Origin of the sequence: Sedimentibacter sp. MB35-C1 (genome assembly GCF_030913635.1) — a bacterium.
Lineage (GTDB): Bacteria > Bacillota > Clostridia > Tissierellales > Sedimentibacteraceae > Sedimentibacter.
Window position 1 is genome coordinate 304,791 of the sequence record NZ_CP133188.1, and the last position, 12,397, is coordinate 317,187.

A 12,397-nucleotide genomic window follows, 5' to 3' on the forward strand; every position below is an offset into this window, starting at 1 on the left:
TCCTCATTCAATATATGCTGACAGTCTGTCTGCTGACAGTTTAATACATGAGGACTTTTCTATTATTGAATCCATGTATCTTTCAAATATTTTGATTATAGATTTTTCTGTAGAATAATAGAAATTATATGATGTTTCATCGGTATAAATATTTGTATTACCTACCGCAATCGAAGTGGGAGTAAGGAACACAGATGGCGTTTCACAACATAACCTGTTAAAATCAATAGTGTCTGAAATGGAATAGAATTCAATATTTTCATTTTCCCTCATACAGCTGCATATGTTCAAAATATGTTCTTTAACCTGATCCTTGGTAAACACATGTTTTTTCCCGCCTATTTCTATGCGCCCGGTATTGATATAGTGTGAAAGAAGAGATTCATAAACTAGTATTTTTATATTATAATGCCTGGTATATTTATCAAAAATATTGCTCACTTGCTCGAGATATTCCACATGCTCACTCCACTCTTCGCCTTTTATATTAAGTTCGTTATTTTCAATTAAACCACATATAACGTTCTTTGGAATAAAAACTGCCGGGGATTCCGAAAACAATATGCTCTGGTTGTCCTGCATAAACTGATTCATCTGTACATTTGTTTTCCTCAGGGAAATCGGCATGGCATAGCTTAATATTTTCTCCATGTGGCGAACAATTAAATTATAACTACTGGAAATGGATTGAATATATTTTTCATTAAAGCTGTAGTAGCACAAGAAAACCACGTTTTCCAGACTAACCACATTCATAGCAATGGCGTCGTTAATGACTAGAATTTGAGGTATTTCTTCTTTTTGTTTATATATATTGAAATCAATAAAATAATTTCGCGAAATTAAAGAAATAAAGTTATTGCAAAATATTAAAGGGTCATAAGGATACCCGTCAAATGAGGCACACATGTTTATTTTTAAGCTTTCCAGATTCATTTTATGCAGCTTGGTAATAATATCTTCAATGTGATATTCAAATCTCTGAAAAAGATTAAGCGTAGTATTGATAGTTATATTCCTAATTCCGGAATATTCAAGCTGCTGCAGCACCTCAACAATTAAATCCGTTACATCCGAATCCGAAGTAATCACGGAAATGCTTTTACTCATATTGCTTTCCATCTTGGAAAATCCCAGATCTGAATAATAAGCATTTTTTAAATTAATTTTTATTTCATCCGTATCTGTTCCCTCTGAAAGTATGCCTGAAAGCTTTTCGCAAATAGAATCAATGCTTTTTTGTGAAGGAAGGTTTTTGCCTGAAATCCACTTACTTAAATATGTAGGATCGTACCCAAGCTTTTGAGAAATAATTTTTTCTTTTGTTCCTTTTTCGGTTATCAACTTTTTTAATAAATTCCCAAACTGGTTATTCATAACAATACTTTCCTTTCAATTTAATTATTTCACCCAATACAAATTTATAATAAAAATGTTTTCTGTGTTTATATACAAATAATTAATGATACATACATGCATATCAAATTAACCCTATTATACCATAAAAATATAATTAATGAATAAAATTTATATTATTGAAAAAATTGAATTCAATTTAATGCATATTAGTTCCATAGAATTCAATTCACTTATATGTTAGCATAAAAACATGAGGAAATCCAGGGTACTTATTTTTTTATATTACAATAAGCTAAATTCATTTAAAAGTGCTGCTCAGACAGGTTATAACCATAAGCACTGATTGTTGTTTTAATGATAACGTATGCAATTTATATTAAATGATAATTTTCCTCAAAAATCTTAAAACTAAAAGGAGGAAGCAGATGAATACCAGTAAAATAAGCATCCCTCAAGTTATAGCAATAGGCGGGGCATTCATGGGGTTTGTAATCGGTTCAAGTTTTGCATCAGGGCAGGAATGCATGCAATATTTTTCAGGACATGGAGTATGGGGAAGTATTGGAGCAGGTATAATAGCAGTTATATTGTACGCATGGTTCTGTGTAGTAATTATTGAGGATGGAAGAAATTTAAAATTAGCTCAAACAAATAAAATGTTTGAATTTTACTTAGGAAAATATTTGGGGAAATTTTGCGAATGGTTTACACCTATTATGTTGTTTCTTGTATATGCACTAATGATTTCGGCAGCAGGTTCAACGTTTGAAGAATACTACGGTTTTAACGGTAATATAGGAAGAATTATAATGATAGCAGCTTCATTGACAACAGTTCTCCTTGGGCTGAAAAATTTAGTTAAAATTGTAGGATATATTTCACCGTTTATTTTGACAGGAACTATAATAATAGGCATTCTTGCCATAGTAAAAAACCCCCAAGGCATCAAAGAAGCTGATCAAGTTCTTAACACAATAGAAGTTCACAGCAATTTCAGCAACTGGATCGTTTCCGGATTATTGTATGCAGCTTACACCGTAACAGGTGTGGTTCCTTATCTTGCAGGTATAGGAGCTACTACGGCAACAAGCAAAAAGAATGCCGTTATCGGCGGTCTTTTCGGAAGCATCGCATTTTTGATAGCTGTTATGATTTTAAATTTTGGACTTCTTGCTAATATTGACAGTGTCTACAACTTGGAGATACCTTCGCTTTACGTAGCCGCTCAAGTCAGCCCTGTATTTGGTAAAATATTTGCTGTTATGCTTATATTGGGAATTTACACCACAGCAGTTCCAATGATGTTTACGGCATGTAACAAGGTATCAGAAAATGAAAAAAGCATTAAATATCGAATTGCTGCAATTGTGACCGCTATAGCGGGTTTCTTCGGCGGTCAGCTGTCATTTTCAACTATGGTTGGAATTATTTATCCTATTTCCGGTTATGTAGGACTTATTATATTTGCCGGAATGGTATATACAAAATATATCAAAAAAAGAAGTTATGAGGAATTTTTAACTACAATAGGTGAAAGAAACATTTAAATATATTATTAATAATAATTAGGAGGAAAAGATAATGTATAATTTTGAACTTACTAGAGAATTTGCAAAGAAAATGGATAAGGAAGATAAACTGTCAAAATACAAAGAGCGCTTCTATATCAATGAAGGTGAAATTTATATGGATGGCAATTCATGCGGATTGTGCAGCAAGGATGCAGAAGAAACCTTATTTCAAGCTTTAAAAGTATGGAAGGAAATGGGGATAGGTGTTTGGACTGAAGGCGGGTATTTTTTATACCAGGATAAACTGGGGGCTATGATGGCTCCACTTATAAATGCAGATCCTGAAGAAGTTACATGCGGAAACAGCACTACGGTTAATATACATCAGTGCATTCACACATTTTACAAACCGACACCTGAGAGAAACAAAATCATCATGGATGATATTAATTTCCCAACGGATAAATATGCCGTAATGAGTGACATCAGAGCTCGCGGATATGATCCGAATGAATGCCTAAAGGTAGTGAAAAGCCGTGACGGAGAATACATCTATGAAGATGATATTATCGACGCTATGACTGATGATGTTTGCATAGTATTGCTTCCTTCAGTGCTTTACAGATCTGCTCAGCTTGTAGACATGGAAAGAATATCAAAAGAAGCCCACAAAAGAGGGATTTATGTAGGATTCGACCTTTGTCACTCAATCGGTGCAGTACCCCATGATTTTAAGAAAATTGACCCCGATTTTGCTATATGGTGCGATTATAAATATTTAAACGGCGGTCCAGGAGCCATAGCGGGATTGTATATAAACAAAAATCATTTCGGCATGAAGCCTGGTCTTGCCGGATGGCAAGGAAACAAAAAGGAAACTCAATTCAACCTGTCTCAGGACTTTGAGCATGCAGAATACGCAGGAGGATGGCAGATTGGCACTCAACCTATTTTATCCATGGCACCTATTGAAGGCTCACTAAAAATAATAAACGAAGCAGGGCCTGAAGCTATCAGAGAAAAATCATTAAAAATTACAGCTTACATGATGTATTTAATTGATGAAAAGCTTGCAAAATATGGTTTTGGAGTAGGCAGCCCAAGAAAAGATGCAGTTAGAGGTGGGCATGTTGCTTTAACGCATGCCGATGCTTTAAGAATTAACGAAGCATTTAAGGCCAACAAAATAATACCTGATTTCAGATATCCAAACGTAATAAGACTGGCACCTGCACCTTTATATGTCTCTTATGAAGATGTTTTCGAAATGACAGAAAGAATCATAAAAATCATGGAAAATAAAGAATATGAAAAATATGAAAGCGAAGAATGTGGAAAAAACTCTGTAAAATAGCTTTCTGTTGCAAATATAAAAAATTCAGGCTGAGCCTGAATTTTTTTGTTTTAACTATTTTTTATTTTCAATTGATGCTTTGATAAGCCCTTTGAACAAAGGATGACTTCTGGTAGGTCTTGATTTAAATTCAGGGTGGAATTGTGCAGCAACAAACCACGGATGATCCTTAAGTTCCACAATTTCAACAAGCTTATTGTCAGGAGATGTTCCTGAAATTATCAGGCCGTTTTCCTCACATACTTTTCTGTATTCATTGTTGAACTCGTACCTGTGTCTATGTCTTTCATTTATCATATCCGCACCGCCGTATGCTTCCTTAGTCTTTGTACCTTCAGTAAGTCTGCACGGATAGCTTCCCAATCTCATGGTTCCGCCTTTGTTTTCAATATCTTTCTGATCATTCATTATATCTATTAATGGATACTTTGTTTCTGCGTTAAATTCTGTACTGTCCGCATCGCTGTAATTTAAAACATCTCTTGCAAATTCAACGACTGCCATCTGCATTCCAAGGCATATACCTAAGAATGGTATTTTGTTTTCACGAGCATATCTTGCAGCAAGTATTTTTCCATCTATTCCTCTGTCTCCAAATCCGCCTGGAACCAATATTCCATCACTGCCTTCAAGCATCTGTTTGTAATTTTCTTCATTCACTTCTTCGGAATGAACCCAGTTAATTTCAACATCTGAAGAGTTGTCTATACCCGCATGTCTCAATGCCTCAGCAACCGAAAGATACGCATCTTTCAGTTCAACATATTTTCCCACCAGCGCAATTTTCACGCTATGCTTAGCATTCTTAGAACAATGAACCATATCGTTCCATTCTGTCAAGTCAGGTTCCTTACAATTCAGTCCGAATTTTTCGCAAACTATTTTTGCAAGACCTTCCTTCTCCAGCAGCAATGGTATATCATACAGTGAATCAGCATCACTGTTTTGTATTACATTTTGCTTTTCGACATTACAGAACAGTGCAATTTTAGCCTTTAGATCCATACTTATTTCTTTTTCTGACCTGCACACCAAAATATCAGGCTGTATTCCTATACTCAGCAGCTCCTTAACACTGTGCTGCGTTGGTTTTGTCTTAAGTTCTCCGGCTTTTGTCAGATAAGGAAGCAGTGTAACATGTATATACATAATATTTTCTCTGCCAACTTCATATCTGATCTGGCGAATAGCTTCCAAAAATGGTTGACTTTCAATATCTCCCACTGTGCCGCCTATTTCTGTTATAACAACATCTACATCATTAACAGCTGCAACTCTTTTAAACATGTGTTTAATTTCGTTTGTAATGTGAGGAATTACCTGTACAGTTCCTCCAAGGTAGTCTCCTCTTCTCTCTTTGTTCAGAACAGACCAGTAAATTTTACCGGATGTTATACTTGAATATTTTGTCAAATCTATATCAACTATTCTTTCGTAGTGCCCCAAGTCCAGATCTGTTTCGGCACCGTCATCAGTAACATACACTTCACCATGCTGGTAAGGACTCATTGTTCCTGGGTCCACGTTGAGATATGGATCAAACTTCTGAAGTGTAACTTTTAACCCTCTTGCTTTCAGCAACCTTCCCAATGATGCTGCTGTAATTCCTTTCCCCAGTGATGATACAACTCCTCCTGTTACAAAAATGTATTTTGGCATTTTTTCCTCCTGTAATATCCTATTATACCGTTATACCGTTCCTTATATTTTTAATTGTACCAATTAAATTTTTATTTATAAGTACTTTCCCCTTAAACATAAAAACAGAGACAAAAAAGGGGTTTTTTTTTTAGTCTCTATTATCTCTAAATATATACAGTTTGTAAAGAAATTAAAATTTAAAAACAACAAATTTAGATAATTAATTTACCTTCCAATTCTATATTAAAAAAAGGAAAAGGTCAATGATTTTTTAAAATTTTTTGTATAGAAGTTGTACTAACGAAACTTATGTCGCATATACATTTATAAAAGAATGGGATTCTATCTGTTTTTAAAGGAGGATTTTAATTTGTTTAAATTAATTGGGGATACTTTTAATATTAATGAGATTATTGATTCAAGTTCTACTGAAGTTTTGTTAGAAAGCGAGTTTGCACTTCCTGATAATTCTCCGGATATAGAAAAAATTATATCAACAGAAGGTAAGGTCAAAATAAACAATTCTGAGGTTAACGACGGTTCTGTTGTTGTGGACGGAACATTAGTCTATAACATTATCTACCGTTCAAATGACGAAGATGTTTCTGTAAGCTCAATGTCGGATAAAATTCATTTTACTGAAGAAATGCCATTTGAAGAAGCAAAATTCGGAATGGAGGCACTGACAAGCGCTTATATTGATTACATAGAAGCAGAACCGCTTGAAGAAAGAAACTTCATTGTGAAAGCTGTTGTATTGCTGGATACTGATGTTATAAACAAACATCCTGTAAATTTTGTTTCAAATCTTGAATCAGACGGAACATTCCAAGCAAAAACAAAAAACATAAAATACACCGATAAAACTGCAGAATTAGCAGAAGAAGTAAACATCAACGATGCCGTTGAGCTGAATAAAAGTTCCGGCGAAATAGCTAAAATCTTAAAGTCGGAATCTGAAATATTTATAACAAATGTTGACGTCCTGGACAATAAAATGCTAGTTGAAGGTAACTGCAAGGTTGGATTCCTTTATACAGAAGACAATAATATTAGCGCTACAGGCCATGTGTCAGAAGAATTCCCGTTCACTCACTATCTTGAAGTCAAAAATTTAAGCGATAACATGATTAAAGAAATCGGTGTTTCTCTTAACGATATGACATATAATATTGCCGAGAACTATGACAATGAGAAAAAACTGATTGAATTCAACCTTCCATTTACAATTAATGCTGTTTTATATGACACAGAAGAAAAAAATATAATAACAGACTGCTATTCCACTAACAGCCTGCTTAGTTTAGAATCTGACACCGTTAATCTCACATCAATAAATGACATTGTAAACAAAACTGTAAAGTATGAAAATAACTTCGATGTTGTTTCTGGCAGTGTTAAGGATATTTATACAGTAGATGTAAGCCCTAAAATTTCCGAAAGAAAAGTTTATGATGACAAATATGTTGTTGACGGTTATCTTGATGTAAATCTGCTCTATTTAAACGGAGACATAAATAAAATTGATAAAGCATATGCTTCTCTTCCTTTTACGGCTGCAGTTGATCTTAAAGAAGATGAACTAAATTCAGATATTTCATCAAATGTAAGCATAACTAAATGCGGAGCTTATAGAAAAGGCAGTAATTCCGTAATTGTTAACTGTGATATAAACGTTGGAATGAAGCTTAAAAACAACGATGAGGTAACAATAATCTCAAACATTACCGAAGAAGGACCTATTGACAGGAGCAAGATGCCCAGCCTGGTTTTCAGAGTTGTTCAACCTGGCGAAACAGTATGGGATATAGCTAAAAATTATAATTTATCAATAAACTATTTAAAAGAACTAAACGATATTCCTCCCGAAAACGCATTAACTCCGGGTTCAAAGCTCATAATTGCCAGAATGGTTTAGATAGTTAATAATTACATAAAAGAGCGGAAAATACTCCGCTCTTTTATTATTATCTTCTTTACAATGCTTAGGCCTTAGTCATCTGTGATTTCTTCGCAAATGCCAAAAGAAGTCCGAGAGCTATAGACAAAAATGCCGAAACAAGCACCCTGTATTCCGATGGCAGCATGAAAACCACTGTATGCGCAGGTATCCAGAAAAACAGACATGTTTTTGCCCAGCTGAATTCCACAAGCGAATGCCAATCTATTTTATCAACAAGGCCGCTCAAAGATACCTTATCTTCTTTTTTATATGACAAATCAATCCATAAGTCCATTATTCTGTGAAAAAACATCATCATTGGGCCAAATGTCAAGTTCATTGCTGCACTTCCAAAGAATGCCTGGGCAATGGTCACTCCTGCGAAAGGAAGTAAGCCCGCGTTTTGTGCAGAAGCTGCTCCTCCCATAAATAACGTAAACATAAGCGTAACCATCATACCAATAATTCCCCATACCACAGCTTTTAAGACGACACCCTCATGTATTAAATAGTCTCCCTTTATTAGCCTGATTCCCAATAAGTCTCCCATGGTTGCCAATATGAAGAATTTGAAAAAGCCTCCTATGTACGGATGCGTACCGGTAGCAGACATGAATGCCTCTCTTGACTGAGGTACAACAAGTACAATAATCCAGGCAATTAAAGCCAGTCCCCAAATTAAATCTCCTTTTTTCATACATACTCCTCTGTTTATTATTAAAAAATAGGGCGCATCTCGTGCGCCCTCAGATTAATTACAAAGACATCAACGTCCTTTAATTTAGTATTATTTCTGAATATTTCCAAATTTTGTGTACTGACTTATCCATGCAAGCTCAACCGTTCCCACAGGTCCGTTTCTCTGCTTGGCAATAATAACATCTGTTATTCCTTTTTTTTCGGATTCTTCCTTGAAGTAGTATTCGTCTCTGTACAGCATTAGTACAATGTCGGCATCCTGCTCTATTGCTCCTGATTCTCTCAAGTCAGACATAATCGGTCTGTGATCCTGTCTGAGCTCCGGCGCACGTGACAGCTGCGACAGCGCTATTACAGGGCAGTCCATTTCTCTTGCCAAAGCCTTCAATCCTCGGGAAATATTAGAAATTTCCTGCTGTCTGTTGGAGGAATTTGTTCCGTCAGACATAAGCTGAAGGTAGTCAATAACTATCAAATCAAGCCCTTTTTCTATTTTTAGTCTTCTGCATTTAGACATCAGCTCAAACACTGAAATTGCAGCCGTATCATCTATAAAAACATCAAAATTGGAAATGGTGCTCATGGTTGAAATAAGCCTTGTCCAATCTTCATCGTCCAGATTGCCTGTCCTGAGCTTAGAGCTGTCCACCATGGATTCCATGCTTATAATTCTTTGAACATACTGTTCCTTGGACATCTCGAGACTGAACAAAGCCACCGATGCGCCGGTCTTAACCGCATTCATAGCTATATTAAGCGCAAGCGCCGTCTTTCCCATGGAAGGCCTAGCAGCCAGAAGTATGAGATCTGATTTCTGAAGTCCGGAAGTCATTCTGTCCAAATCTTCATAACCTGTTGTAAGCCCTGTAATGCTGCCCTTATTCATAGCTCTCTCTTCAAGGGTATTAAATACGGTCATCAAGACATCCTTAATTTCAGTAAAAGAATTTATGCTTCGATTTTGTGAAATTGAAAAGATTCTAGATTCCGCAAGCTCTATAATCTTCTGGACATCATCACTTTCCTTGTATCCTTTTTCAATTATCTCGCTTGATGCACTTATGAGCCTTCTCAGAGTTGATTTTTCTCTTATGATATTGCAGTATGCCTCAACATTCTTAGAGGTTATTATATTTTCAGTTAATTGGGCCAAATATTCATATCCGCCTATATAATCTATTCTGCCTCTTTTTTTAAGCTCCTCTGTAAGTGTAAGTACATCCACGGGAATATTTTGGATGTGAATCTGTTTTATTGAATCAAATATTTCCCTGTTTGCCTCAAAGTAAAAATCTTCTGAAGTCAAAAGATTCATAAGCTTTTCAACAGCAATATGGTCAATCAAAGCAGATGCAAGGACAGTCTGTTCTGCTTCGGCACTATGAGGCGGCACTTTTCCCAAATTCATCAAATCAGACATGTTACCCCTCTTATTTTTCCGTTACAATAACTTTTACTTTAGCGTTCACCTGAGGATGGAGCTTAATTTTTACAAAGTACTCCCCTACAGATTTTATAGGTTCATCTAAATCATATTTTTTCTTGTCAATGGCAAATCCATGCTCTTTTTCAATAATTTCAGAAATCTCTTTTGTTGTTACAGCACCAAAGAGCTTTCCGCTCTCACCCGCTTTTGTCTTAATTACTATAGTTAATTTAGTAAGCTCTTCTTCTAACTTCTTCGCTTCTTCAAATATTTCATTTTCTTTAGCTTCCTGTTTTTTTCTGGCATTTTCTAAATTTTTTAGATTTGATGGTGTAGCTTCTATAGCCAAATTTTTTGGAAAAAGAAAGTTTCTTGCATATCCGTCTTTCGCATTGATAATGTTTCCTTTTTTTCCAACATTTTTAACATCTTCCAATAATATTACTTTCATTCTTTCTCGCTCTCCTTTTTATAATGAGATATCGCTTCTATCAGCATTTCTTTCGCCTCGTTCATATCTTGTGTCTGTACCTGGGCTCCGGCCATGTTTAAGTGGCCGCCTCCGCCTAAATACTCCATAATTACCTGAACATTAATAGGTCCTGTGGAACGGGCGCTTATATTTATATAATCTTTGTTCCTTACAAGAACAAAGCTCATTTTAATATTTTTAATGGTAAGCAGCTCATCAGCGCTCTGTGCAGCTATAACATTGCTGTTTTCTGAAATTTCATCTATATATGAAATCGCTGCATCTCCTAGTATTATCTCAGATTTTTCAATTATCTCCGTTTTCTTTTTCATGGAGCTCAGACTTTCGCAGAAAAGTTCCTTTACATCTGATGTGTCAGCACCGTTTCTTCTCAAGAACGACGCAGCTTCAAAAGTTCTTACTCCCGTTTTAAACGTAAAAGAATTTGTATCCAGTACAATTCCCGCCAAAAGTGCATCTGCCTCAAATTTAGTGAGTTTAATGTGGTCTTCCATATATTGCACAAGTTCTGATATAAGCTCGCAGGTTGAGGACGCATATGGCTCTATATAGTCAAGAAGCGGATTTTCAATATATTCTTCACTTCTTCTGTGATGATCAATCAGCACAATTTTATCCACCTTGCTTAAAAGCTCAGGTGCTTCTGTATAACTTGGTCTGTGTGTATCAACAACAACAACAAGCGTATTCTGATCTGCTATGTTTAATGCAGCTTCTGTACTTATCAAGGATTCAATATAATGGCTTTCTTCATTATTTTTCATTCTTTCGTGCATATTTTTCAATGCATAATTTACATTATTTAAAACTATATATGCTTTTTTACCCCTGCTTCTCGCAACTGCATATACTCCTATGGAACCGCCCAGACTGTCCATATCACCAACCCTGTGTCCCATAATAATAACATTTGAACTTTGGTCAATTATCTGCCTCAAGGCATAGGAAATAATTCTTGCCTTTACCTTTGTTCTTTTTTCAACAGCTTTACTTTTACCCCCGTAAAATTTAACAGAATTTATTCTTTTAACAACGGCCTGGTCGCCGCCTCTGCCCAATGCAACATCCAAAGCGCCCTTTGCGTATTCAATAAGCTGTGTAAGATTTTTTGCCAATACGCCCGTACCTATACTAAGGGTAAAATTAAAGTCTCCTCCGCCTTTAAGCGACTTAACATCCTCCAGCATCGAAAATTTCTTTGCTTCCAAATTTTCTAGGAAGCTGTGCTCTATCATCATCAGGAATTTTGCCGTATCATATCGCAAAACAAATCCATTCATCTCAGAAGCATATCTGTTAAGTATTTTCTCAACCTCCGCAGTCATGGCGGACTTTTCACCCTTGTCAAGTTTTTCTGATATTTCATCGTAATTATCTATCTGTACAAGCATTACCACAGGACGTTCATCATTATACTTTGTCTTCAGGTTTGCAAACGCCGTGTTTTCATTCCAATAACACACATATGATAGACTTTCTCCAAATCTTCCCTCTTCAAGCCCATAGTACATTATAGTAAAAGTTTTCCCGGAATCGGTTAATTCTATGTTATTTATGACTCCTTCCGTATTGCCTTCAAATGTTTTTGTAGGAAAATCTGCAATAAACTCATCAATGTTTTCAATATTCTCCAGCTCATCTCCCACAAGCTCCTTGAACTTATTGTTGAACCAGAAAATTTTACCGTATGGTCCTATTATGCTTACAGGCATTGGAGAATAATAAAATGAATTTACGGATAGATTTTCAATATTTTTTGTATAGTCTATTATGTAATTTTTCAGATCTTTTTCTCTTTGCACTTGTCTTCTGAGAGCAAAAGCAGACACTCCCATCAAAATAAGTCCTGCAATCCCTGCATATATAAACATGCGCTCAATGAAGAAAACAACTATTAAAAGAATAATAACCGAAAAATAAATTAAACTGTCATCTTTCAAAAATTTAGGAGTTGTCTTATTATCCAAATTTA

The 12,397-nt window shown here is 35.4% G+C and carries 9 protein-coding genes; 3 read left to right on the top strand and 6 right to left on the bottom strand.

The window, feature by feature from the left end; genetic code table 11:
• Window positions 1-3 precede the first annotated feature (3 nt).
• Window positions 4-1,377, bottom strand: a complete 1,374-nt coding sequence (locus tag RBQ61_RS01465; RefSeq protein WP_308138769.1) for a helix-turn-helix transcriptional regulator — start codon at window positions 1,375-1,377, stop codon at window positions 4-6.
• A gap of 407 nt (window positions 1,378-1,784) precedes the next feature.
• Between RBQ61_RS01465 and RBQ61_RS01470 the strand changes: the two genes are divergently transcribed.
• Complete coding sequence (locus RBQ61_RS01470; RefSeq protein ID WP_308138770.1) at window positions 1,785-2,906, top strand: hypothetical protein; 1,122 nt, start codon at window positions 1,785-1,787, stop codon at window positions 2,904-2,906.
• Between the two features lie 34 nt (window positions 2,907-2,940).
• Window positions 2,941-4,224 carry a kynureninase gene (gene kynU, locus RBQ61_RS01475; protein WP_308138771.1) on the top strand — a complete coding sequence of 428 codons (1,284 nt, stop codon included), beginning with the start codon at window positions 2,941-2,943 and terminating at the stop codon, window positions 4,222-4,224.
• A gap of 54 nt (window positions 4,225-4,278) precedes the next feature.
• On the opposite strand, the gene RBQ61_RS01480 is transcribed toward kynU, so the two are convergent.
• Entirely contained in the window at window positions 4,279-5,883 is a 1,605-nt protein-coding gene (locus RBQ61_RS01480) for a CTP synthase (RefSeq protein ID WP_308138772.1), read from the bottom strand.
• 352 nt (window positions 5,884-6,235) lie between these two features.
• Between RBQ61_RS01480 and RBQ61_RS01485 the strand changes: the two genes are divergently transcribed.
• Window positions 6,236-7,783, top strand: coding sequence for an SPOCS domain-containing protein (locus RBQ61_RS01485; RefSeq protein WP_308138773.1), 1,548 nt, complete (start codon window positions 6,236-6,238; stop codon window positions 7,781-7,783).
• Window positions 7,784-7,850: 67 nt separating this feature from the next.
• On the opposite strand, the gene RBQ61_RS01490 is transcribed toward RBQ61_RS01485, so the two are convergent.
• The 4 genes from RBQ61_RS01490 to RBQ61_RS01505 form a co-directional block, all read right to left on the bottom strand.
• Entirely contained in the window at window positions 7,851-8,504 is a 654-nt protein-coding gene (locus RBQ61_RS01490) for a hypothetical protein (protein WP_308138774.1), read from the bottom strand.
• 90 nt (window positions 8,505-8,594) lie between these two features.
• Entirely contained in the window at window positions 8,595-9,914 is a 1,320-nt protein-coding gene (dnaB, locus tag RBQ61_RS01495; protein WP_308140082.1) for a replicative DNA helicase, read from the bottom strand.
• A 22-nt stretch (window positions 9,915-9,936) separates the two neighbouring features.
• Complete coding sequence (gene rplI, locus RBQ61_RS01500) at window positions 9,937-10,383, bottom strand: 50S ribosomal protein L9 (RefSeq protein ID WP_308138775.1); 447 nt, start codon at window positions 10,381-10,383, stop codon at window positions 9,937-9,939.
• Window positions 10,380-12,392 carry a DHH family phosphoesterase gene (locus RBQ61_RS01505; protein ID WP_308138776.1) on the bottom strand — a complete coding sequence of 671 codons (2,013 nt, stop codon included), beginning with the start codon at window positions 12,390-12,392 and terminating at the stop codon, window positions 10,380-10,382. The genes rplI and RBQ61_RS01505 overlap by 4 nt, the downstream gene beginning before the upstream one ends.
• Between the last annotated feature and the right edge of the window lie 5 nt (window positions 12,393-12,397).

Excerpts from the sequence above, each read along its gene's own strand:
- RBQ61_RS01465 (WP_308138769.1), bottom strand. The coding sequence starts at position 1,377 with ATGAATAACCAGTTTGGGAATTTATTAAAAAAGTTGATAACCGAAAAA.
- RBQ61_RS01480 (WP_308138772.1), bottom strand. The coding sequence starts at position 5,883 with ATGCCAAAATACATTTTTGTAACAGGAGGAGTTGTATCATCACTGGGG.
- dnaB (WP_308140082.1), bottom strand. The coding sequence starts at position 9,914 with ATGAATTTGGGAAAAGTGCCGCCTCATAGTGCCGAAGCAGAACAGACT.
- RBQ61_RS01470 (WP_308138770.1), top strand. The coding sequence starts at position 1,785 with ATGAATACCAGTAAAATAAGCATCCCTCAAGTTATAGCAATAGGCGGG.
- kynU (WP_308138771.1), top strand. The coding sequence starts at position 2,941 with ATGTATAATTTTGAACTTACTAGAGAATTTGCAAAGAAAATGGATAAG.
- RBQ61_RS01490 (WP_308138774.1), bottom strand. The coding sequence starts at position 8,504 with ATGAAAAAAGGAGATTTAATTTGGGGACTGGCTTTAATTGCCTGGATT.
- rplI (WP_308138775.1), bottom strand. The coding sequence starts at position 10,383 with ATGAAAGTAATATTATTGGAAGATGTTAAAAATGTTGGAAAAAAAGGA.